17 protein-coding genes and 1 pseudogene are annotated in these 22676 nt (G+C 64.2%); 11 read left to right on the top strand and 7 right to left on the bottom strand.

What is annotated here, in order from left to right:
- Nucleotides 1–2 precede the first annotated feature (2 nt).
- Both G011_RS31505 and G011_RS0127350 read right to left on the bottom strand, forming a co-directional pair.
- Nucleotides 3–215 (bottom strand): BldC family transcriptional regulator, encoded by a 213-nt coding sequence (locus G011_RS31505; RefSeq protein ID WP_081643050.1) that lies wholly within the window; start codon nucleotides 213–215, stop codon nucleotides 3–5.
- Nucleotides 216–500: 285 nt separating this feature from the next.
- Nucleotides 501–1025: an ATP-binding protein gene (locus G011_RS0127350; RefSeq protein ID WP_231391608.1), complete on the bottom strand. Its 525-nt coding sequence runs from the start codon at nucleotides 1023–1025 to the stop codon at nucleotides 501–503.
- Nucleotides 1026–1295: 270 nt separating this feature from the next.
- On the opposite strand from G011_RS0127350, the gene G011_RS0127345 reads away from it, so the two are divergent.
- The 6 genes from G011_RS0127345 (at nucleotide 1296) to G011_RS0127295 (ending at nucleotide 10485) form a co-directional block, all read left to right on the top strand.
- Entirely contained in the window at nucleotides 1296–2168 is an 873-nt protein-coding gene (locus G011_RS0127345) for a helix-turn-helix transcriptional regulator (RefSeq protein ID WP_051104417.1), read from the top strand.
- Entirely contained in the window at nucleotides 2168–2353 is a 186-nt protein-coding gene (locus G011_RS0127340) for a DUF397 domain-containing protein (protein WP_019611252.1), read from the top strand. Before G011_RS0127345 ends, G011_RS0127340 begins: the two co-directional genes overlap by 1 nt.
- 187 nt (nucleotides 2354–2540) lie before the next feature.
- A complete protein-coding gene (locus tag G011_RS0127335; protein ID WP_051104416.1) occupies nucleotides 2541–4046 on the top strand; it encodes a hypothetical protein in 1506 nt (501 codons plus the stop codon).
- Nucleotides 4043–4861 carry a hypothetical protein gene (locus G011_RS0127330; protein WP_026338716.1) on the top strand — a complete coding sequence of 273 codons (819 nt, stop codon included), beginning with the start codon at nucleotides 4043–4045 and terminating at the stop codon, nucleotides 4859–4861. The genes G011_RS0127335 and G011_RS0127330 overlap by 4 nt, the downstream gene beginning before the upstream one ends.
- Before the next feature lie 21 nt (nucleotides 4862–4882).
- Nucleotides 4883–9340 carry a hypothetical protein gene (locus G011_RS31940; RefSeq protein ID WP_036553203.1) on the top strand — a complete coding sequence of 1486 codons (4458 nt, stop codon included), beginning with the start codon at nucleotides 4883–4885 and terminating at the stop codon, nucleotides 9338–9340.
- On the top strand, nucleotides 9337–10485 hold the full coding sequence (locus G011_RS0127295; RefSeq protein WP_081643047.1) for a Wadjet anti-phage system protein JetD domain-containing protein: 1149 nt from the start codon (nucleotides 9337–9339) through the stop codon (nucleotides 10483–10485). Before G011_RS31940 ends, G011_RS0127295 begins: the two co-directional genes overlap by 4 nt.
- 1125 nt (nucleotides 10486–11610) lie before the next feature.
- On the opposite strand, the gene G011_RS32710 is transcribed toward G011_RS0127295, so the two are convergent.
- Nucleotides 11611–11907 carry a hypothetical protein gene (locus G011_RS32710; RefSeq protein ID WP_155979852.1) on the bottom strand — a complete coding sequence of 99 codons (297 nt, stop codon included), beginning with the start codon at nucleotides 11905–11907 and terminating at the stop codon, nucleotides 11611–11613.
- A 28-nt stretch (nucleotides 11908–11935) separates the two neighbouring features.
- On the opposite strand from G011_RS32710, the gene G011_RS31470 reads away from it, so the two are divergent.
- The gene (locus G011_RS31470) at nucleotides 11936–13675 is read left to right on the top strand and encodes an ATP-dependent endonuclease (RefSeq protein ID WP_155979851.1); all 1740 of its coding nucleotides are present in this window, start codon (nucleotides 11936–11938) and stop codon (nucleotides 13673–13675) included.
- A gap of 214 nt (nucleotides 13676–13889) precedes the next feature.
- On the opposite strand, the pseudogene G011_RS30355 reads toward G011_RS31470, so the two are convergent.
- The 3 genes and pseudogenes from G011_RS30355 to G011_RS0127275 form a co-directional block, all read right to left on the bottom strand.
- Nucleotides 13890–14966: pseudogene (locus tag G011_RS30355) on the bottom strand (tyrosine-type recombinase/integrase); the annotation flags it as partial.
- A gap of 64 nt (nucleotides 14967–15030) precedes the next feature.
- A complete protein-coding gene (locus G011_RS0127280; RefSeq protein ID WP_019611240.1) occupies nucleotides 15031–15462 on the bottom strand; it encodes a hypothetical protein in 432 nt (143 codons plus the stop codon).
- A 385-nt stretch (nucleotides 15463–15847) separates the two neighbouring features.
- Nucleotides 15848–16735, bottom strand: a complete 888-nt coding sequence (locus G011_RS0127275; RefSeq protein ID WP_196808546.1) for an aminoglycoside phosphotransferase family protein — start codon at nucleotides 16733–16735, stop codon at nucleotides 15848–15850.
- Nucleotides 16736–17046: 311 nt separating this feature from the next.
- Between G011_RS0127275 and G011_RS0127270 the strand changes: the two genes are divergently transcribed.
- Genes G011_RS0127270 through G011_RS0127255 form a run of 4 tightly spaced genes read left to right on the top strand, consistent with a single transcriptional unit; the run spans nucleotide 17047 to nucleotide 19895 of the window.
- On the top strand, nucleotides 17047–17691 hold the full coding sequence (locus G011_RS0127270) for a HemK2/MTQ2 family protein methyltransferase (RefSeq protein ID WP_026338712.1): 645 nt from the start codon (nucleotides 17047–17049) through the stop codon (nucleotides 17689–17691).
- Nucleotides 17684–17899, top strand: a complete 216-nt coding sequence (locus G011_RS0127265; protein WP_013154476.1) for a CDGSH iron-sulfur domain-containing protein — start codon at nucleotides 17684–17686, stop codon at nucleotides 17897–17899. Before G011_RS0127270 ends, G011_RS0127265 begins: the two co-directional genes overlap by 8 nt.
- Nucleotides 17896–18897: an iron-containing redox enzyme family protein gene (locus G011_RS0127260; RefSeq protein ID WP_019611237.1), complete on the top strand. Its 1002-nt coding sequence runs from the start codon at nucleotides 17896–17898 to the stop codon at nucleotides 18895–18897. The genes G011_RS0127265 and G011_RS0127260 overlap by 4 nt, the downstream gene beginning before the upstream one ends.
- Nucleotides 18894–19895, top strand: a complete 1002-nt coding sequence (locus G011_RS0127255; RefSeq protein ID WP_026338711.1) for an L-histidine N(alpha)-methyltransferase — start codon at nucleotides 18894–18896, stop codon at nucleotides 19893–19895. Before G011_RS0127260 ends, G011_RS0127255 begins: the two co-directional genes overlap by 4 nt.
- Nucleotides 19896–20074: 179 nt before the next feature.
- Here G011_RS0127255 and G011_RS0127250 read toward each other — a convergent pair whose 3' ends face one another.
- Nucleotides 20075–21898: a calcineurin-like phosphoesterase family protein gene (locus G011_RS0127250; protein ID WP_019611235.1), complete on the bottom strand. Its 1824-nt coding sequence runs from the start codon at nucleotides 21896–21898 to the stop codon at nucleotides 20075–20077.
- Between the last annotated feature and the right edge of the window lie 778 nt (nucleotides 21899–22676).

Here is a 22676-nt window from a genome sequence, read left to right as displayed (position 1 = left end):
GGTCAGCGGGTGAGGGAGGTGCTCGCGACCAGTAGTGCGTCCACTTCGTGCTTGAGGAAGCGGCGATGGCCACCGGGGGTTCGGAAGCTGGTGATCCGGCCTTCCTTGGCCCACCGGGAGACGGTTCTGGCGTCCACGCGGAAGGTCTGGGCGACCTCTCCTGGCGTGAGTACGCGGAGGGTTCGGAGAGCGGGTGTCGTCGGGCCAGGGGGCAGAGGCAACAGGGGTTCCTCTCTGAAGGTCGTGAGGCGCACGGGGGTACGGCCTGTGCGGCTGGACCTCGTGTTCCTCGGCGGAAAGCCTTAAGGCGCCGGACAGGGTGTGTGGTGTTACCGCCGGGGGTGAGTGCGATCAGCGGGCACGCGTGCTCGGGGCCGTGGAAGCGGGCGCTGAGGGCTCGTCGGCACGGTGGCCGGGCGGTGGTCCGCCCGCGCTGAAGGGCGCGGGCGGTTTCGTCGTGCTCGGGGCCGTGGCGGACGTCCCAGGCAACGGCGCGGCTGCTATCGCGTGGGCGGGAGGTGGCGGTCGAAGATCCCCCACACGGTGACGGGGCCTCCGACGCAGCCGTCCCACTCCCAGTACAGGGCGAGCTCGGCCAGGCGTCGTAGCCCGCTCCCCTGCCGTTCGGGGCGCCCTTCGGCGGAAGGGGCCTCGGTGGGAACGGGGAAGGTCAACGGTGTTCCCGGACGGGGTCCGTCGTCGGTCACCGCCAGCTTGAAGGAGAAGGGCTGTTTCTCCAGCCTGATCCGCACGGTCCCGCCCGGCAGGCCGGAGGCGGTGTGCGCCAAGGCGTTGCGGTGGAGGATCGTCACAGCCTCGAGCAGCCGTTTGCGCTGGTTCTCGGGCGAGCCGCAGCGCGGGAACAGCCAGCGGGCGGCCGTGCGGATGTGGCGCGGTTCGTGTCCGAACTCGGCGATCCACGTGTTGGGGTCGGCGCAGCGAATGCGGCGAGGCAGCCGCGGCAAGGCGTCGGAAGGGCTGGGGGCGTTACCCCGGCTTGTCCCGAGCTGGGTACTCTCCTGCATGTTGTCACCTGGAGTGTCGAGAACGCGTGGGTGAGGCCGTGTCCCGGGGCTGCTGTAACAGTCGCCGGGACTTTCTCGTCTGAGGTGGCCTGCGAGCCTCGCCTTCTCTCGATGCGCCACGGCCCTCTGGCCGCATGTATGGCACGCGGGCGCAGCGGTATCGGGTACGAGCTGGGAGGCTCGGTCCACCTTGACTCTTCAAGCATGACTAGGGATTCCCAAATGTCAAGGGGAATCCATGATCCCACTGGGAAGGTTAGGATCAGTGTCATGAGACGGATACCGCGCACCCACAGTCCGAGCGTGCGTCGACGGCGGTTGTCCGCCGAGCTGCGCCGCCTACGCTCCCAGCACAAGCTGACGTTGGAGCAGGCCGCGCAGAGCACCCGCATCCCGAAGAGCCGCCTGGGCCGGATCGAGACCAGCGATCTGAAGACCGTCAAGGCCACCGACCTGGACGCCTTGTTGGACCTGTACGAGATCACCGACGCGGGAACCCGTGAGGCCATGCACTCCTTGGCGCGTGAGGCGGGAGAACGGGGATGGTGGTCGCGGTACCGCGACGTGTTCGGCACGCACGCGCTTCCGGACTTCGAGACGGAAGCCTCGGTGATCCGCACCTATGAATGCCAGGTCGTGCCCGGGCTGCTGCAGACTCCGCGCTACGCGGACGCGCTCGCCCGGGGCACCGCGGCCTTGGACGACGCCGAGATCAAGCGGCACGTGGACGCTCGGATGGAACGGCAACAGATCCTGACCCGGTTCTATCCACCGGAGTACTACGCGGTCGTCGACGAGGCCGCCCTACGCCGCCAACCCCAGGACCTCGACATCATGCGGGAGCAGCTCGAGCACCTGGTGGAGGTGTCGACCCGGCCGAACATCCACATCCACGTCCTGCCGTTCAGCGCGGGGCTGCACGCCGCGACGCTGGGAAGCTTCGTCATCATGGACTTCCCCGAACCCCTGGACCCTTCGATCGGGTTCGCCGAGACTCCCACGGATAGTCTGTTCGTAGAGACCGATCCTGAGCTGGCACGGTATAACGCGACATGGCACGCGGTACACAACGCGGCGTCCACTCCAGCTCAGTCACGTGAGTTCCTCCAGGGTGTCCTGGCGGCGTTAGAGAGCGAACACTGATGCAGAACCTGTCATGGCGCAAGTCCTCCTACAGCGGAGGTGGAGGCCAGAACTGCGTCGAGGTGGCGGAGCTGCCGACCGGTTCCGCCGTCCGCGACTCCCAGCACCCCGACGACGCTCAGTTGGCCTTCCCCTCTCCCGAGTGGAGCACCTTCCTCCGCCAAGTGAAGTCTCAAGGCCGCTGATCCTCCTGCACCGCATCGACCCCCGGAACACCCACCGGGGGTCGATGTGTGTCCAGCTCGTTGCACAAAAATTTTACGCCTGGTGGTGGGGAGCGGTCCCCGTGCATACCAGAGCCTCCATCACACTCGGGCGAAAAACTGAGAAAACCCAAGTCCGGAACAGGATTAAAGGGTTAGTGTGTCAACTGTGCGAGATGAAATCTGGGCTCCTGCTGTCACGGTTGACGAAGGCCTCAGCCGCAGGGCAAAGGCATTGGCATGCACCGCCCCATTGCACGATCTCGACGCCCGCAAGGGCCTGATCGAGTGGGCCGAAGCCAAGACCTATCTGATGGCGGAGATCGCTCTATATACCATCGACCAGGTCGCGATCACTATGGACTTTGACACGGGCGCTGGCCACCAGCAGATCATGGACCGGGTCCAGCAGTTCGTCGCACGACAGGCACCGCATCGCGCCTCCAAGGAACATGCTCGGGTCACAGCCTGGGTGTTGGAGAGCCTGATCAACCTCGGGGACGTAGATCGCGCGTTTCGCCGCCCGTACGGAGCAGTGGACCCCGACGGTATCTACCGCGTGCGCACCTTCGACTTCAAGCTCATCGAAGAGCGCAGGGACTCCACAGGCAAGTTATACCTGCGTGCCTCACACGAGGCGCTGAACGTCCTGGTCGGTGCCTTAGACACCGACGTAGAGTCCGCCCAGATCGCTGCGGAAGTGAAACTCGACAACCTGATTAGGCGAGGTCGGCTGACAGACGCCAAGCGGGTCGCCGAGCAAGCACAGCTCCTTACGATCCAGTATGGGGACATGATCCGCGTTCAATTGGACGCCACCAAGCGCAACGTGCAGGCGGTGGACTGGCGAGAGAAGGTACCGGAACTACTCGACAACGCGCTCACCCACGTCGAAGAACGGGTAAAGGCCGAACGGGCGATCTCGAAGTACATAGCTGAGGCACGCGACGAGGCGGAAGATCCCGTACGTAAGAGCCACGCGGCAGAACTCGTCGACATCGTCGAGGACTGCGTACGACGCCACATCAAGCTCCACACCCGCCTCATCGGGGCCCGGGACCTCTTCCGAGAGCAGCAAGATCGCCAGCAGTTCTCCAGCACTCTCCAGCGTCAGACCCTCGACCCGTACGGTCACCTCCTTATACCCACTCTCGATCTACCGGTCGCTGACGTGTCCAGACTGACCAACCGCTACTTCACAGAGTCCTGCGGCCCGGTTGCCCAGGATGTTCCGGACCTAGCCGCCCTGGTCCCTTTGCTACTGCGCCCGGCTCCAGAGCGCACACGGTTCGCGGAGGAAGTCCTTGATCCCAACCTGGAGACAACGGAAGAGCAGAAGCGCTTCACTGACCGTCAGTGGGAGCAAGCCAACGCGATCCTCGACCTACCTGACGAAGTGCGCACACTCTCTGGCCTCCTTGCCGAGGCAGCAACTCTAGACCCCGAGCTTCCTGAACTTGTAGCACTCCTGGCATTGCAAGCGTACAGTCCGCAAACCGGAACAGCTCTGCGCCGGAGCGACCATCAGGTCCTGTTGGCCGTGCACGCCAACACCAGCCTGGACAGCCAGGGATTCAAGGGAGATGACTTGCTCCTCACCACGGCACGGCTCTTGAATCTGTCCACAGATGAACACCAAGCACAGTCCACGAAGCACACCGGAGACGACCGATGAGCAGGGAACTCGGCACCTACAGCGAGCACGACGCAGAGGAAGCTGCACAGCTTGTCGGATACGGCCTTCGGCCCAGGTTGCGTCCGCACCGGGACACCGTCTACGCGGTCCTCATCCGCAGGTACAACGAAGAACCGGCGTTCGAGCAACTGGTGAGAAAAAGTGCGGCAGGCCTCGGGCTGCGGGTAATCGGAATCACTCAGCGAGCCGGTGCTGTCTTCGGGACTCTGCCAGGCTCAGTGTTCGAAACCAAACTCGATCACTACGCGAAACAGGCACGCCAGATCCATCAGCGAGAGGCAGAGCGGGTGCTGCACGGTATCGCCCACCTGGCCATCGCTGCTTACTGTTTCCCACGACCTGAGGACCTCGCAGACGACGGTTATGTCGGCCAAGCCACGGTTTCAACGGTGGACAACCTGGTACGTCACGCTTGCAGGGAACTGTCCGCACGTGTGGACGAATCGGAGGAGAACAGCGACCCCATGGCTGACGCCCCCGAACTGGAACGTGCTTGGCGCGTGTACCTACGCAGGCCCGAGGCCAACTCGACCAGCGATGGCCGTGCCGCTCCGCCATCCACCGAAGCCATCGTGGGCAAGGCCCTCCGCTACCTGACCGACCAGGGCATGCTGACCGAGGCTGAGGACGAGGAACTCTCGGTGAAGGTTTACCGCACAACCGGCCGCTACCAACTGCAGGTCCGTGAACTGGCAGCCGTTGAGGCGTACGACGAGTTGCTACGGCTCGGTGCCTCTACAGGACCAGCTGCCACCGGTGTCATCCGGTTTTCTGATTCCGACATGCTGTACTGACGGGCTTGGGTGGAAGACATGATGAATTACGAGTTGTCCCGGGTCCGCCTGTGCTCCGTTGGCCCGGCAGGCGCACGATTCCAAGATGTGACCCTGGACCTCAGCGGTGTCGGCCTTCCAGTCGTTCGAGAGCAAACGGAACTATTCGATTCCGTGACACAGACACTACGCCCGTCACCAGCCAGCGTGCTTTTCCTGGAGAACGGCGGCGGCAAGTCCGTACTCCTCAAGCTGATTTTCTCGGTGCTACTCCCGGGTCGAAACCTGGTGAAGGGGGCTGATGATCCCCGCCTTCTCGACAACTATGTGTTGGCCAAGGACGTCTCGCATGTTGTCCTCGAATGGATGCACGCAGCGAACGGCCGGACACTTGTCACCGGCAAATCGATGTCCTGGAAAAACCAGACGGTCTCCAAGGTTGCCGATAACCTCCAAGAGGGATGGTACCATTTCCATCCCACCGATACGCTAACTCTAGACACCCTCCCTATCATTGATAGCGGCCGTTATCTGTCCTTCGACGCTTACCGCAAAGAACTGCTCGAGCTCAAGGACGAAGACCCTCGTCTAGAGCTCGACTGGCCGAAGTCCCAGAGCGGCTGGACAGAGCGTCTAGCAAAGATCGGCATTGACCCTGAGCTCTTCCGATACCAACGGGTGATGAACAAGGGAGAAGGTGAGGCGGTACGAGCTTTTGATCTCGACTCGGACTCGGGCTTTGTCGATTTTCTACTCAAAGCCGTGATCCAACAGGACAGCCTGACAGAGTTAGCGGATCTAGTCTCCCAGCACCTAGACAAGCTCGCCCGGAGGCAGGGGCTTTTGCTGGAGCAGGAATTCGTGGAACACGCAGTTAAACTTCACGGACCATTGATCGAAATGTCACGCGCGGAAATCGATGCTCGAAAGCAAGCTCAGCAGATCGAGGAAAGTCTGGTGAAATTCGCTGGGCAGATCAAACTTCGGGTCCACAACGACAACATTGATCTGGAGCAGCTGAAGCAGAAGACCACCCGTCTCGCGCAGCAGCGGGACGGTGCTGCAAACCTGGCCAAGCGATGGGGCGCGACCGTAGCCGAACAGAGACGCAGACTTGCCGCGATGCATCTGGATGAGGCCAGAGCTCGCGTCACGCGTGCGTCCGCCGAGCGGGACGATGCCAACGCCCTGGCAACAGGGTGGCATGCGACTGCCACCGTTCTGCGGCAGCAGGAGAAGACGGACGAGGCCACACGGCTACGTGAACTGGTCAATGTCAGCGAAGAACGTGCGCGCCCCGCCCTTGAAGCACGGGATAAGGCTGCTAGAGCATTCGCGACCGGACTTTCGGCCCTCGCACGCAAAGCTGACACCCGAGCGCGCATTGAGGAGAAGACGGCTCGACAACATGACGAGGCCGAGGTGAAGGTACGCGGCGGTCGAGAGAGAGCACTCAAGGCTGCAACTGAGGCACAGGGCGAGTGGCAAATCCTCATGCAGCGTATAGAGGCGGCCCAGTCCGATGCCCAGCAAGCTGTGGACGACGGGTTGGCAGCCGATACGGAAGCGCTACCTCAGGCTGCTCAGAAGGCACAACACACCCTAGAAGCCGTGCGGAAAAGAATCGACGCGTTGACAGAAGAAGAGTACACGCTCGACGAGGAACACGCTAAGGCCCGGGGACTCCTGGACGAGGCGAAAGAGAAGGAGGGGAAGGCACATCGTTATAGTGAACGCCTTCAGGACCAGCTGGAACAAGCCATGGCTGCCAAGGCTGCACTGGAATCCGAACCACGACTAATCTCGCTTCTCGACGGCGAACGAGTCGACCTCGAAAGGGAGGCACACCTCTTGATCGAGCGTCTCACCGGTGCGATCTTTGAGGCTGAACGGGAACATGTCACGTTGCGAATTGAAGAAGCCCGCGACGAACAGGCCCAGCTGGCTCTGGACGACGGGCGGCTGCTGCCGCCGCCGGTCGTCGTGACCGAAGCGTGCCAAGTTTTGCAAGACCAAGGAATCAACGCCTGGCCAGGCTGGGATCACCTTGCGGACTACCCACAGCGAAAGCGCGAAGAGTTCCTGGCCAAAACGCCCCATCTCGTTAGCGGCGTTCTGCTGAACTCCGGCGATGATGTGAGCAAGGCCTGTGAGATTCTCACCGCGCTGGCACCTCATCCCACCGCTTATGTGGCTGTGGGCACCAGTGAGGCTCTCGAATCGGCACGGACGGGGCAGCCGGACGGTGTCGCGTTTACTCTTCCCTTCCACCCCGCACTGTACGACCCCGAGGCAGCCAACGCAGAACACAGAGCCATCGAGGAGAGGTGCTCCCAACGCATGCAACTCCTCGCTGATGTCTCGGCCTCCAAACGCAGAGATGAGGAACTCAAGCACCGAATCGCCACATGGCGGAAGAGCTACCTGCCCGGTGCCCTAGCTGCCCTGCAGGAAACAGCCGCCGTGGCCGCCGAGGATCTCGTCGCTGCAGAGAAGAACACAGTTGAACTACAGCGCGGTGTCACAGAACTAGGCAAACGGCAGACGCAGAACCGAACAGCACAACGCACGACTGCGAACGAGCGAGATTGCTTGGTCACACTGAGTGGCAGACTCAACAACATCGTTCAACAACTGGCCCAGATTCTGGCATGGTCGGGCCTGGCCCGTGCTGCCGAGGTGAGACAAAACCAGCAGAACGAAGAGGCCGCTCAGGCCTCAGTCGCAGCGGACGAGCACCGACTCCTGGCAAAAGAACACAGAAACACAGCCGGTGAGCAGATCAGGATCAAGGAAGGCGCGCTCAAGGAACGGGCATCGCTGCCCGGCGCGCAGAATATCCCTAATAATGCGGATGCTCCGTGCGAGCCCATCGCTGTTCTGCGCAACACCTACAAGACCGCCTCCGAAAACTACGAGAAGGCTGATGTTCCAGATGAATTGCGCCGACGCCTCACCCAGGCAGAGGTAGAGGAAACAGCGGCCAGCGCTGAGTACTCTGAGTTGGACGACGCTCCTCGTGACCTTGCCCACCGGCTCTTGCTGACCCCCGAGGCCTCCGATCCGTCCACTCGCGCGCAAGCACTACGGCGTGCAATCCGTACGCAGAAGGCGGCTGAAGAGGCAGTTGGGAAGGCCCAATTCGCGCAAGGACAGCGTGAGAACGCTCTGGAGGAACGCGCGAGCGAATTCCAGGAGTTCATCTCGGAGAACATGAAACCTATGCCTCTGGAACAGCAACCCTCTGGCATAACCGCATGTCAGGAAATAGTCGAGGAAGCCCGGTTGAAACAGTCGGCCGCCGCAGATGCAGAAGTTTCGGTGGCTACCCTGCACACAGCAGCCGCCCTGGAATGGGAGAGGGCGAAGGACACTGCCAAGGAGTTCACCATCCTAGCGGAAACCCTCGGGGCTTTCACTTCCAAGATAGTCACCGACGGACCGTTTACGGATGACGCCGCTGCGGCACGCCGCGAGTACCTCCGACTTGACCATGCCAAGAACACAGCCCGAGACGATCTGGCCAGGCACGAGCGGAACTTGCGCAAGGCAATCGACAGCTTGAAGAAGTACGCGGGCGCCGATAAATACGACTCCTTGAATATCCCTGTCCGTCGCCAGATCCTCACCCTCCCACCCGAAGAGCTGACCGCTCAGGCACCCAACTGGGATATCCCTCTCGCTTCGCGGCTGCGGAGCCTCACAGACGATCTGGACCAAATCAGTCGACACCGGCAAGTGATCATCAGCCATCTCAAAGGCGAGGTCGATAAGGCTCTGGCCATGCTGCGCTCGGCGCAGCGACTGTCTGCGCTACCACGCTCTCTCACCGAATGGGCTGGACAGGAGTTCATCCAGTTCAGTTTCGACAGGCTCAGCGACGAATTGCTCGCAGACCACCTAGGACAGGTCATCGAAGAGGCCGCCACCGGCATCACCAGCGACGGGCGCAAGACCCGGCGGGACGGTCTATCCCTGCTGCTGCGTGGGGTGCACACAGCTGTCCCCAAAGGATTTCGGGTGTACATACTCAAGCCTGACAAGGTCCTGCGAACAGAGCGCGTACGGGTGTCCAAAGTGAAGGAGATCTTCTCCGGCGGTCAGGAGCTCACCGCCGCTATCCTCCTCTACTGCGCCATGGCGGCCTTGAGAGCCAACACCAAGGGCCGCAAACGTGACCGCCACGCAGGCGTCCTTTTCCTCGACAACCCCATCGGACGAGCCAACGCCGACTATCTGCTCGACCTGCAACGATCGGTAGCGGAGGCACTCGGCGTTCAACTCGTCTACACCACGGGGCTCTTCGACGAGAACGCACTCGGACAGTTTCCCTTGATCATTCGACTACGCAACGACGCTGACCTGAGGGCCGCGCGCAAGTACCTGGTCGTGGACGAACTGATCCGCAACCGCCTAGACAGCCTCCCCACCCCGGACGGCACTGGACGTCTGTCCGCAGCTAGGGTCTTTACCCGCGACACGGAAGCGGGTGAAGAGTGACCCAGGAGACACCAACGACCACGACAGCGCTGCCCCGACGGGAACGTGAATTCCTCGCACTCCTGCGCCAGTGGGCCAAGGAGAACAAGCGCAAAGCCGACAGCAAGACGCAGATCCCACTGGAGGCCATACTGAAGGCTTTCCGGAATGTCCGCAACCGCAACCCTGAAGGAGAGTTCGAGCCTGCCGTACTCGACGGCTGTCTGAAAGTCCTCGAACGGCGTGGTCTGATCAAGGCATTCGCAAAGAGGACGCCCGAGACAGTGTCTCTGCCAGTCAAGATCTGGCTCCTGCCCGAGGACCGGCCTGTCCGTGCCAAGGGACCGATGCCACGTTGGCATCACGAACTGAGCTGGCTCGCTCAAGAATGGCAGCGGTCCACCCCCAAGCAGCGGGCCGCATACACCGCCATCAACCTTTGGCGCAAGAGCGACCCGGACCTATTCGCTGTGCCAATCCGTGAGCGTGCCCTGGAGATATTCGGAACTTTCGGCTCTGAGACCGACTTCCCGATGCCCGAGAAGACCTTCGACGAGCTGAAGTCCGGGCCCCTTTTCTCCGATCCGGAGCGGCTCGACGAGATCCTCCGAACCCTTCGTCCACCGCCACCGCTGCTCACGGAGACCTTCCCCTTGGAGGAAGCGGATGACCGATACCGCCGGGTCGGAACCGGTGACGTCCTGCTCGTCGTCGAGAACTCGACCACCTGGTGGTCCCTAGTCGAGTGCCTTCCCGAACAGCACCGCCTTGGATACGTCGCATGGGGCCTGGGCGGCACTTTCCGGGCCTCAGTCCGGGCCATCACCGTAGAACACCGCATCTCGGAGATCCGCTATTTCGGCGACTTGGATCTCAGCGGCGTACGCATTCCATTGAAGGCTTCCCTCACGGCATCTCAACTTGGTCTGCCCTCCGTACAGCCCACCGCAATGCTGTACAAAGCACTACTCGACCTGGGGCGGCCGCGCAACGCAAAGGAGGCTCCGGCCGATGCGGCGGAGGCTGTGCGCCTAGCGAACTGGCTTCCTACTCAACACCGGGCGGACACCGTGGACCTTCTTATGGAGGGCAAACGAATCGCTCAGGAATGGGTCGGATACCGCTACTTGAAACGGAACATGGACTGGTACTCAGATATTCGCTGACCAGCACGGCCATCATCGCGCACCTGTCGGCACCGTGAACGCGATGGCCGGTAGAGGACATCAATCCAGTTCGGATTGGATGACCCGAGAAAAACGAAAAACGGTCGAGGTTCTCGCGAGGTACCATCGGACGCTGCTAGGGGCCGGTGTGTGCTCCGTTTGTGCTCCGCGGTTCCGGACCGGGACGACACTGGGCGTCACCACAGGCACCCGATGGCACAGCAGGTCGGATGGTGGGGGATGGAACGGTACGTAGTGACACGTGATGACACGAAACCAGCGAACTTCTAATCCGATGGTCGCAGGTTCGAATCCTGCCGGGTGCGCCACAAAACCCCAGTTCAGACGGGGTGCGCGAGTCGAACAGACGAGGCGCCGGGCCCGGATCGGGGCCTGACATGCTCCCCGTGTGCTCCGCAGTGCAGGGTCCAGTACAGGTGGAGGGCCACCTCGCGGAGCACTTTGCCGTTCTGTGACCCTGTGGGCCCCGGGCCGGGAACGTCCTGCGTCCGCCCGCCAGCGCCCCGCAGCCGCTCCAGGGCGAGCGATCCCGAACTGTGGGGCCTGCCATCGCCCCATCGGACGCCCAAGACGGTTTCGCCAGAAACCCTGCCGCATACGGCTTTCCTGTGATTCCATGGAAGCACCGCTCACACCCGTTATCACCCTGGCCACACGCCGACCGACAGTGAGGGAGCCCTTGATGCGCCGACTCCACACCACCGTGCTCGCTCCCCTACGTAGAGTCCTGTTCCCGTTCCGATAGCGCACCCGGACGGCCGCCAGGCTCTGAAGAGGACGTATACCAACCGTGCGATCCCTTCCTCTGTTCTGCACGCGTTCTGCACACTACGAACAAGGCCTGCTGCGCAGAAGTGAGATCCATGTGAATGACCGGCTAATCGTGGATATGGCGCCCGATGGCTCTGTGGCCATCTCCGTAAGATGGACTCACTCAACCGAAACAGCCCGCATCGGCGAGCCCACCCGCGCGAAGTGGCCCGTGGGCGCCCCCGCTTTAGAAGACCTGTGCTGGTACCCCAGAGGACTGCCTGCGCTAGTCTTTCGACGCCGATATAGTTCGGGCTACACGACATGCACCCCGCCTCAAGAGGCCACTGTGTTTCAAGGGTTGGTGTGTTGCCCGTCCACTACCAGCGCAGCGGCATAGCTCGGCCTAGCATGGCCACCGACCGCACCAGGGTGGAACTGTTCCAGGGTACCCTCGATCTCCCCCAAACCTCCTGCAAACACGAAAGGTGAAGGAATTTTCGATACAAAAGCAAGGAACAGCATAAATCCACATTGAACACCAGTATTCTTCACTGCCAAGCATAAGAAAACTTTCAAGGCAACAGTAAAGTAATGACGACCAGGAGCCTCAAAAGCAACCAGAGCTCCTAGAATATACAACCCAATCAACCAATATATCGAACCAAGAGAGGAAAAAATGAAGCTCGCAGAAGTAACAGTTAAAAACTACCGATCAATTGGGACTCAAACAAGGTTTTCCGTCGAAGATCTGACAACTCTAGTTGGACCCAACAACGAAGGAAAATCAAATCTCCTAAGAGCCCTCGGCCTTGGAATGAATTTGATTGGACGATGGAGTAATCTTCCCGACCGACTGTCAAACCAAACCGAATTAACAGGCAGAGACGCAGTTGCCCTCCTGCGAGGAAGCAGGGCGCCCATATCAAGAAAGAGCGAAATAACACACGGATACATCTGGGCAGACGACTACCCGCTAGCAAAACAAGAGAGACGAGGTACGCACCCGACGGTAATTCGCCTAAAATTTGAGCTTGACGAAAACGAGGTAAGAGATTTTAACTCCGCCACAGGAATCTCCAACAATGGGGAGCTTCCCATTGAGATAACTCTTGGCCGCGACTCTGCTTCTTTTGGCGTTGTCAAACAGGGGCCTGGATCTGTAAAGCACCGCGCCAAAGCAACCGAGATCGCAAACTTCATCTCCGAACGCCTCAGCTTTGTCTACATTCCTGCAGTTCGGACAGTAAACCAAGCGCGTGATCTTGTTGGCGATCTTGCACGCCTGAGGATACGCGAGCTGGCAAACTCAGAAGAGTATCAGGAGCTGACACGCAAGCTCAATGAACTTCGACAAAGCGCCGTAGACAAAGTCGGAGATAGCCTAGTAAAGTCCGTAAAGCGATACTTGCCGTCAGTCAAAGACATCAAAATAACCACCACCGATTTCGAACGAAGCAACTCCGTTGAGGACTTGCTTATTAATGATGGATCCAGCACGTCGATTTCCAACAAAGGAGACGGCGTGAAGAGCCTTATAACTCTAGCTCTGATCCAAGAGCTGGCTCGTGAGCGTTCCAAAAGCCACAGTTTTATTCTTGCAGTAGACGAACCAGAAGCTCACCTGCACTCATCTGCCGTACATGAGCTACAAGCCCTGTTCCAAGACCTCTCACAATCACAGCAGGTGATCCTTGCTACACATAACCCGATCTTTGTAAACAGGGACAGGATAGAGTCAAATATCCTTGTGATCGAAAACACTGCCAGTCCAGCACGCTCCGTAGGGAACATCCGGAGCGCTATTGGCGTGCAACTCCACGATAATCTGGAGTCAGCAGAAACTGTCGTACTCGTAGAGGGGATAACCGACGCATCCGTCTTGCCGATTCTGATGCAATCCGTGAACCCCAAGAGCAAAACAGAAATCCAATCAGGAAGGGTAGCATTCAAGGCAACAAAGGGAACAGGAAAGCTAAGAAGCCTGATCGCGCGAGAAAAATCAACAATCTGTCGGATAATCGTAGCCCTCGACAATGATCAGGCAGGCCGCCAAGAAACCGACCTTATCAGGAAAGATTCCCTACTGAACCCGAATAGTATATTTATGATCGGCGACCCAGAAAAGAGGAACTCCGAGCTTGAGGATCTCATCGAACCCTCCGTGTACCTTGAAAAGCTCTCCCAAGAGTTCCAAAGGAGCTTTCTAGAATCGCACTTCAAAAACCGATCAAAAAAATGGTCAGAAAATTTGGAGAGCGCGGCCCAGTCGCTCGGAATAGCCCTCCACGGAAACGACCTGATCGATCTTGCAAAGAAGATAGTTTCCGAGGCAGTAAAAGATAACCCAGATAATTCAATAAAGGCCTCTTGTGCGGATACAATTTCGTCTTTCGCAAGGCTAGTGTGGCCCAAGTAAGCCCCAATATTAGAATCCATAGCCAATTGAAGAATGGAAAATATTTCATCATTAAATTAACCTAGGAAACTGAGAATCATCTCGACCAGGGGACCTTTGATCCGATCGACTATCGGCCCTGAGCGCGAGGAAACCCCAGGCCAGTTAGGGTGAACCCGTGCACTGGCCTGGGGTTGGTGACGCCGTGTGGCTCGGGGTGTGCTCGCCAGTTCGGCTACCCGGCCCTCACCGGAGCCGGGCCGCGTAGCAGCGCTGCGGTGGCTTCGGCCGCCGCTTTGGCCACGTCCGGGAACACCGACTGGTAGGTGTCCTGGGTGAAGTGGGTGGTCGCGTGCCCCAACTCGCTGGACACGATCTTCACGTCCGTCCCTGCCGCCAACGCCAACGAGGCGGCCCCGTGGCGGAGTCCATGCAACGTGATCGGTGGCAACCCGGCAGCCCTGGCGATGCGCAGGAACCAATCACTGACCTGCCTCGGATGCCACCCCGAACCGTTCTCCTTGGTGAAGGCCAGACCGCTGTCCGTCCATGCCGCTCCGGCCTTGAGACGGGCCTCGTTCTGGAAGCTCCTCCAGGCCCGCAACACCTTGATGGTGTCGGCGTCCAGGGTGATGGTGCGCTGCCCGGCCGCGCTCTTGGGGGTGGAGGTGATCGTCTCCCACGCGAGTTGCACGACCTGGACGCGGATGTCGATCTGCCCGTCCGTCAACCTCGTGTTGGACCAGGGCAAGCCGACCGCTTCTCCTCGCCGCAGGCCCTTGACCGCGATCAGGTGGAACATCGGATACAGCCACGGGCACTTCCTCGCGTGCACCAGGAAAGCGCGGGTCTGCTCTGGTGTCCACACCAACGGGCGTTTCCTCGGACACGAGGGCAGGCGTACGTGCAAGGCGATGTTCACCGACACCGGCAGATCCGGACGCCTGACCGCTTCGGACAACGCGCTGCGCAAGGTGGCGCGGATCCGGTGCTTGGTGGACAGGGAGATCACCCTTCTCCCCCTGACCGAGGCCCGCACCTGGAGGTCGTCGGACTCGCGGCACTCCAGGATGCGGGCGTTGGTCTCCTCAATGAGGTTGAACATGGTCTCGACGTGGCGGGCCTGGAGCTTGTCCACCCGGAGCCGGCCCAGGTACGGGACGAGATAGGTGCGGATGTGCCCGGCGTAGGAGGCCCGGGTTCCCGCGGCCAGATCGGGCTTGCCCTCCAACCACGCCTCAACGGTGGGGGGTTCGGTGCGCACGTCCACCGCCATCGCCACCCGCCTACGCACCTCCTCCAGGTCAGCGAGGTCGAACTCCTACTCCGGCGCGGCTTCGACGAACTGGGGCTCAAGCGGATATGGGGTGTCCGCTCTACGGAGAGTCGTGGCCAAGGGCTGTGGACATGGCGACCTCCGCATATGCGAGGCGGGCTTCCTCGCGCACGTTCGGGGCGGGGTGGTGAAGGAAGGGCTCGATCAGCGACCGTGCTCGCGGGTCCTGTGTGGCGCCGAGGATGTGCAGGACGTATTCGAGGAGTCCGGGTTCCAGCGTCCTCGCGACTGAGGCCAGCGGTTCGACAAGGCCCAGAGGCAGGCTGTAGTGGTCGAAGGCTTCGCTGACCGCGTTCAGGGCGGACTCACGGACTTTGACCACGGATTCGACAACGGCCAGGTTGATCAGCCGGCCAACGACCAGGCAGGCGGCGGCCGTGTCGAGCATGGCGCCGCGCAGGAAATCTCCGAGCACCTCGGCGGCGAGGTCTCGCCGGTCCGGATCGCAGCCGGTCAGTGCTTCGAGTGCCATCAGAACGTCCTTCACACGGTGCCCGCCTTGGTTCTCTCGAGCAGGACGCCACGTTCTACCTCGCCCTGGCGGTAGGCGGAGAGCAACGGTGTACACGACACAGGTACGACAACCTCCTCGGGGTGTTGGTGGCAGCCCTCCACCGTGTTGCGCGTAGAGGCATGAAAGCGCCGTACTTCCCCTCCGATGGTCGCGGGTTCGAATCCTGCCGGGTGCGCCACACAGCCCCGGTCCAGACGGGGTGCGCGAGGACCTCGAACCAGGAGGCCCTGGTGGGCACGCCCGTCGCCCGTGATCTGACGGAACAGATGACGAACCCACCGCTCAGGACGGAGTCGACCGGGATCCCTGCCCCTGGTTGAAGGACCTCCGAGCCACGCCGTTCTCACGTGGACTTCGGCGGCTTCTCCAGGCCGCCCAGCCGCCTGTTCATCGTGTCCAGTGTCGGCCAGGGAGGGCCGTCGCGCAGCGCGCGCAGGAGTTCCTCTCCGAATCGCCTCCCGTTCGGGAACTCGTCGCCGCGGTCCCAGCGCCACGCCGCGACCATCGCGAGGACGAGCTGTCGGCACTCGTCCAGCAACTCCTGGTCGATGTTCGGGTAGTGCTCGCAGACCTCCTCGGGCACATGGGCGAGGTCGAACTCGACGGGACCGCGGCAGCACGTCTCCAGGTCGATGAACAACGGGCCGTTCCGCGTGCTGAGCACGTTGCCCGGATGCGGCTCGCCGTGGAGCAGCTGCTCCACGGCGCCGCGCTCCCCGATCGTCCGTCGCAGGTCCGCCAGCCTGCCGCTGAGGAAGGCGCGGTCGGCGTCGGCCAGCTCCGGCGAGCGGTCCGGGTCGGCGACGATGTCCTGCGCCTGGGCGATCCGGTCCGTGAACCGCGGGCTCGGCACGTCGACCCGGCGCATGCCGGCGTGCAGCAGTTCCAGCGCCTTGGCGCAGTCGTCCGGTGGGACGCGGGGTGCCACGGGCTCATGGTAGGTCCACAGCGTCACCGTGAAGCCGTCGCGCGTGTACACGCGCGGGTCCGCCCGGGGCTCCAGGGGACACACCGGGGCCCCCACCGCGACGAGGCGCTGAGCCAGTTCCACCTCGAACGCCGCGACCTCCTGCCCCACGGGGGCGACCCGGGCGAAGACGTCGCACGGTGTCAGCCGCAGCGCCAGCTTGTTCGAGTTGTGGAGCACGGTCGCGCCGCTGACCGGCAGGCCGAGCGACGCGGCGACCGAGGTCGCGGCCGCCATCGCACGAGTGACGTCGGACATCTCCATGCTCAGATCCTGGCGCACCGGCAGCCGGTAGTCTCCCCGTTTTCCGTGTCGGGCACGGGGCGGCTCGTACCCTCCGCGGCCCGACGCGTCCACCGCCGCCCCGACGCGCGCCCCCAGGCCGCACCGCACCGGTTCGGTCGCCCCACGCGTCGACGTACCGCTCGAAGTCCGCAAAGCTCCTCCCCGGCCCGGGCTCACCCGGCGAACGCCCCGCCCGGCAATCCGTCACCCACGGTCACCGGCCATCACGCGCAGGACCCGCGCGGCGGTTGGAGGGTTCGGGACCGGGTAGTGGTTGCCCCATGCTGCTGATGAGGCCACCGGGTGTTTACCCAGCTCAGGAGGACACCTCCCTGCTCCGTACCGTGCTGCGCCAGCGCGGCCGGGTCGCCGGGCGCTCAGTCCTCGACGTCGGTTCGGGCACCGGGGCGCTGGGCATCGAGGCCTTCCGCGCCGGTGCGGCCAGCCTCACCTCGATCGACCTGTCGCGACGCTCGGTACTGGCGAGCTGGCTCAACAGCCGACTGCACGGGGTCCCGGCGACGGTGCGGCGCGGCGACCTGTTCGCTCCCGTGGCCCCGCACCGCTTCGACCTCGTGCTCGCCAACCCGCCCTACATGCCCGCTCCCGGTCGGCGGCCGCCCCGCCACCGGATGGCCAGGTGCTGGGACGCGGGGCCGGACGGGCGGATCCTGCTGGACCGCATCTGCGCGGGGGCGCCCTCGGTGCTCAGCGAGGACGGCGCGCTCCTGCTCGTGCAGTCCGAGCTCGCCGACGAGCAGGCCACGTTGGACCGGCTCGAGAAGGCCGGGCTGGTGCCCGAGGTCCTCGCCAGGGCCCGCATCCCGTTCGGTCCGGTGCTGCGCGCGCGTGCCGCGGCGCTGCGCGCCCGCGGACTGCTCGGCCCCGACCAGATGGAGGAGGAACTCGTGGTCATCGAGGCGTGCCGTGGCTGAGGACCGTCGCCGGGTCGTCGTCACCGACGACGGTCCGGTCCTCGTCTACGGCCCGGTCGACGTGGAGACGCCCGACGGAACGCGCGTGCGCAGCGACCGGGCGGTCACCGCGCTGTGCGTGTGCGGCCGCAGCAGGCGCCGCCCGTTCTGCGACACCAGCCACCGTCGGCGCGTACGCGGTGACGAGGGGAAGGAGTACGGCCCATGACCATGACGACGCCGGAGGCGCCGACGCTGCCCGCCCCCCGGGGTCCGCTCTCCGAGGCGGTTCTGGACGCGCTGCGCGGGGGCCGGACCGGGTTCCCCGCGGTGGACGGGTCCCCGCCCTACGGTGAGGACCTCCAGCTCGCCCTCTACTGCTGCTACGAACTCCACTACCGCGGGTTCGGGGGAGTCGACGCCGACCGCGAGTGGGACCCGGCGCTGCTGACGTTGCGCGCCGAACTGGAGGGGGCCTTCCTCGGCGCGCTCAGGGGCGAGGTGGCCCCCGGCGCGGACGTCGGGAGCGAGATCGGCGCGTTCCTGGTCGAGCACGTCGACGCGTTCGGCGCCTCCCACCACCTGCGCCGCCACGGGCAGCTGTGGCAGCTGCGCGAGTACGTCGCCCACCGCTCGCTCTACCACCTGAAGGAGGCCGACCCGCAGAGCTTCGTCATCCCTCGCCTGCACGGCCCCGCCAAGGCCGCCCTGGTGACCGTGCAGCACGACGAGTACGGCGCGGGAGACCCCGAGCGGACGCACTCCACGCTCTTCGCCGACATGATGGCCGAGCTGGGTCTGTGCACGGACTACGGCGCCTACCTCGACTCCGCCCCCGCCGAGATGCTCGCCGAGGTCAACTTCATGTCGCTGTGCGGTCTGCACCGCGGGTTGCGCGGAGCGCTGATCGGACAGTTCGCCACCGTCGAGCTCACCTCCTCCCCCGGCTCGGACCGGCTGGTCAAGGCCATGCGGAGGCTGGGCTGCGGCCCGGCCGCCATCCGGTTCTACGCCGAGCACGTCGAGGCCGACGCGGTGCACGAGCAGCTCCTGCGGCGCGAGGTGATCGCGCCGCTGCTGGACACCGAACCCGAGCTGGCCCCCGACATCGTGTTCGGCATCCGCGCCAGCACTCTCCTGGCCACCCGGCTGGAGGAGTACCTCCTGCGGCGGTGGGGTCGCGGCGAGTCGAGCTTCCGCGACGGGACGGACGTGAGGGAACCATGAGAACACCTGGACCAGCGGTGCGGGCCCGTGTGCTTCCGCTCGCCGACAGGGGCGACGCGGTGCCGGACGACACCGTGGTGCGCGACTGCCTCCAGCAGTCGCCGCCCCGGCTGCCGCCCTGGCTCGGCTACGACGCGGTCGGCTCCGCACTGTTCGAGCGGATCACCGAGCTGCCCACGTACTACCTGACCCGTGTGGAACGCGACCTGTTGGAGCGCCACTCCGCGGAGATCGCCGGACTGCTCGCCTGCGGGCGGATCGCGGAGCTGGGCAGCGGAAGCGCGAAGAAGACACGGCTGCTGCTGGAGAGCTGTCTGCGCCTGCGCGGGACCACTTACCTGCCGATCGACGTCGACCGGGGCATGCTGGAGTCCAGCGGCGCAGCGTTGTGCGCGGAGCTGGACCGCCTGGAGGTCACGGGCCTGTGGGGACGCTACGAAGCAGGTCTGGACTGGCTGCGCACCCATCCCGGTGAGCCGCTCGCGATCGCCTTCCTCGGCAGCAGCTTCGGCAACGCCACCCGCGGGGAACGCGACGCGCTGCTGGGCGGGATCGCCCGGACCCTGCGCCCGGGCGAGGCCTTCCTGGTCTCCGCCGACCTGGACAAGGGCCGCGAGGCCCTGGAGACCTGCTACAACGATCCCGCCGGGTACTCGGCCTTCGCCGACTTCCGGCTCAACTACCTCACCCGGTTGAACGACCTCTACGGCGCCGGGTTCGTGCTCGACGACTTCGTCCCGGAGGCGTGTTACGACGCGGACACCACCACCGTGGAGGGACGCCTTCGCGCCCGGGCCGACCAGGCGGTGCCCGTACCGGGTCTGGGACTGACCGTGCGCGTACCGCGCGGGCGGTTCCTCAACGTCGGCTACTCGGTGAAGTTCGACGGGCAGGGGCTGGCCGACGAGGTGGGAGCGCACGGTTTCAGCCTGGGAGCCCGGTGGCTGGACCCCGAAGCACAATACGGACTCTTCCTCTTCCGCCGTGACGGGGGCTGAACAACCGGCGTGAACGGGCGCCCGGCTGCCGGCGCATCGGGCCGCTCCCCGCAGGCGGTCCGCACGCGCTCGCCCCGTCCGCCGCTCCGGCCCCGTCCGAAGGTCACCGGCCGGGGCAGCGGCCAAGGCGGAGGGCCGCCACCCGTGCGGGTGGCGGCCCTCCTGGCGGAGAGGTGCGGCTACCTCCGGCCGACGACCTCGAACTCGAGGACGTCGGTGAACTCGCGGCCGTAGGCGTCGGTCGCGGTCACCTCGGCGGTGTGCTCACCGGTGCGCAGGTTCCTGGGCAGGTCGAACCGCCACAGGTGCATCGTCCGGTCGGCGAGGCTGCCGCCGTGGACGAGCTGCTGCGCGACCGCGTACGGGTCGGAGTACTCGACGCCGACGTTGACGGCCTCGCCCCGCATCTGCTGGGTGCGGGTGGCCTCCTGGTCCGGTCGGCCGTCGATGCTGACCTCGACCGTCGAGCCGGTGGAGCCGAAGAAGAAGTTGGTCGTCAGCCAGCTGCCGTGGGCCAGGTCCCTGCGGTCGACCACCAGGGGCTCCTCCAGCTCGGGGGCCTCGCCCACCGGGTCGGCGTTCCACTCCTGGCGCGCCTCGACCCACTCGCGGTAGGTCGGGCTGTTGATGCCCAGCTGCGTCTGCACGTCGTCGGACTCGCCGGTGACGGTGTAGCGCTCCTGGAACTCGTTGCCCTGGACGTCCAGCGTCACCACGCCGGGGCGTCCGCCGTCGCGGCCGATCGCGGTCGGGTAGCCCTCCTCGCCGATCGCGCCGGAGTACCAGTCACCCGAGATCGCGCCCGCGGTGATGTGCGGGAACGGCAGGCCCTCGACACCGAACAGGTCGTTCCAGCCCTTGGCGCCGTCACCGGTCTTGAGGTTCTCGATGCTGTGGCTGTGGCCGGACACCGCCACGGCGTTGCGGCCCTCCAGCAGCTCGTGCACGCGCCGGACCTGGTCGGTCTGGTGCACCGGGGAGGTGGAGTCGGCGTAGTTGAGCAGGCCGATGTGGCTGGCGACGACGACGAGCTTGTCGGGGTCGACGTTGGCCAGGTCGCGTTCGAGCCAGGCGAGCTGGTCCTCGTCGAGGCGGCCGTTGTAGGAGGGGTCGCCCTCCGGGTCGGCGCAGTGCGCCTCGATGCCCGCGGGGCTGTCCTCGGCCGCGACGCACGGGTACTCGACGGTGTTGAGCGCGATGACGTGCGTGTTGCCGACGTCGTAGGAGTAGTACTCCGGAGCCAGCTGCGCGCGGTAGGTGTCGAAGGAGTGCTCGGAGTTCGGCGCGTCGAAGTCGAGGTCGTGGTTGCCCGGAAGGAAGCGGGCCGGACCGTTGGTCTCGGCGACCAGGTCCTTGATCTCGGGGTAGAGCGACAGGTCGTCGCCGACGACGTCGCCGACGAACAGCGTGCCGCAGCCGGCGTAGTCGTGGCGCGCGGCCAGGTCCGCGATGGCGCCGTCGCGCGCGTACTCGATCTCCTGCCGGTCGTAGGTCTGCAGGTCTCCGGCCATGATGCAGCTCTGCGCGTCGGTGGCGGTCAGCTCGCTCTCCACCAGCGGGAAGTTGACCGCGGACGGCAGGGGTCCGGTCGGCTCGATCCCGCCGTAGCGCAGTTCCGGCGACCCCTCGGGCAGGTGGTTGTAGTGGAACTGCGGGATGTTGTGCTCGTCCATCGGCACCTGGTAGCCCGACGGCTGCGTGATGGACACCGTCATGTTGTCGAACGCGGGCAGTTCGTAACGGCCCTCGCCGTCGTTCAGCACCACGTCGCGGCCGTTGGTGACCATGACGCCGGACAGGCCGGCCTCCTCGCCGTCACTGGCGCTGTCCCGGTCGGCGTCGACGAACACCTGGCCGGTCAGCACCGCGTCGCCGGCGGCTCCGGTCGGGGTGCGGACCACCTCGACCTCGCCGCGGTAGGCGGTGTCCTCGAAGTCCTCCGAGGGCGCCGCCGCGGCCGGTGCGGACACCGCGGTCAGGGAACCGGCGATGACCGCGGCCATCGAGGCCGCCAGCGCCGCGCGAGGGTAACGGCGTGCCCGCGGAGCACTCGGCGTTCGCGCACGTCGTGAATGTGTCGTTGGCATGCAGTTGCCTCCGGTATGCGGGGGAGGGGGAGCAAAACCGGCCAGGGGGACCGGCGGGAAGCAACCTTTCTAGATATCGCTGAACAAAGGACCAGTTGTCGGCCAACAGTCGGCCACCAGGCGGTGACCACTGGCGCGGCACACTGATTATTCTCAGCCAGTTCTATCCCCATACGTTGTGAATGGCTAGGGCCGTCCGGGCTTTCCCTGCGATCCCTCCCGGACTGGTTCGGGCCCTGATTTCGGGACGGCCACGAGGCTCATCCGGCCTCACGGCACACTTGTCCCCGAGAAAGTTCCGAAGCCGGGACCCAGGCGTGGCTGACAAATGTCCGCGCACGTCAGCTAATGTCTACGCACGCCGGCCCGGGAAGCAAGGCGCAACTCCGTCCACGCCGAAAATCCTCGCGGAGCGGCGTCGGGCAGCGCCCCGCGACCGCCCCGGACGGCACGCCACGTTCGGAGACGCCACCGGCACCGTGCGACGTACATCCAGGTGAACGGCGGGTGTTCGGGCCCGAGGACCGGCCCCGTCGCCCGGTCCCCAGCCCCTCCCCCGCGCCCCCCGGGCGGCCCCGTCCTCCGCGACGACACCACGACCGGTGCCACCCTCGCGCGCCGCGACCCTTTCCTGTACCCTCGTCGTGGTCGCTTTTCGGATAAGCGGGAAGGTGCGAGCGAAGATCAGGACACT

Source organism: Nocardiopsis sp. CNS-639 (genome assembly GCF_000381685.1).
Classification (GTDB): Bacteria; Actinomycetota; Actinomycetes; order Streptosporangiales; family Streptosporangiaceae; genus Nocardiopsis; species Nocardiopsis dassonvillei.
The sequence above is the reverse complement of the archived record's forward strand: the minus strand, read 5'-3'. Positions and strand labels throughout refer to the sequence as shown.

Coding starts and splice junctions, on each gene's coding strand:
- G011_RS0127275 (WP_196808546.1), bottom strand. CDS start 16,735: ATGGAGATGTCCGACGTCACTCGTGCGATGGCGGCCGCGACCTCGGTC.
- G011_RS0127340 (WP_019611252.1), top strand. CDS start 2,168: ATGCAGAACCTGTCATGGCGCAAGTCCTCCTACAGCGGAGGTGGAGGC.
- G011_RS0127260 (WP_019611237.1), top strand. CDS start 17,896: ATGACCATGACGACGCCGGAGGCGCCGACGCTGCCCGCCCCCCGGGGT.
- G011_RS0127250 (WP_019611235.1), bottom strand. CDS start 21,898: ATGGCCGCGGTCATCGCCGGTTCCCTGACCGCGGTGTCCGCACCGGCC.
- G011_RS0127350 (WP_231391608.1), bottom strand. CDS start 1,025: ATGCAGGAGAGTACCCAGCTCGGGACAAGCCGGGGTAACGCCCCCAGC.
- G011_RS31470 (WP_155979851.1), top strand. CDS start 11,936: ATGAAGCTCGCAGAAGTAACAGTTAAAAACTACCGATCAATTGGGACT.
- G011_RS31940 (WP_036553203.1), top strand. CDS start 4,883: ATGAATTACGAGTTGTCCCGGGTCCGCCTGTGCTCCGTTGGCCCGGCA.
- G011_RS0127345 (WP_051104417.1), top strand. CDS start 1,296: ATGAGACGGATACCGCGCACCCACAGTCCGAGCGTGCGTCGACGGCGG.
- G011_RS0127270 (WP_026338712.1), top strand. CDS start 17,047: ATGAGGCCACCGGGTGTTTACCCAGCTCAGGAGGACACCTCCCTGCTC.
- G011_RS0127280 (WP_019611240.1), bottom strand. CDS start 15,462: ATGGCACTCGAAGCACTGACCGGCTGCGATCCGGACCGGCGAGACCTC.
- G011_RS0127330 (WP_026338716.1), top strand. CDS start 4,043: ATGAGCAGGGAACTCGGCACCTACAGCGAGCACGACGCAGAGGAAGCT.
- G011_RS0127255 (WP_026338711.1), top strand. CDS start 18,894: ATGAGAACACCTGGACCAGCGGTGCGGGCCCGTGTGCTTCCGCTCGCC.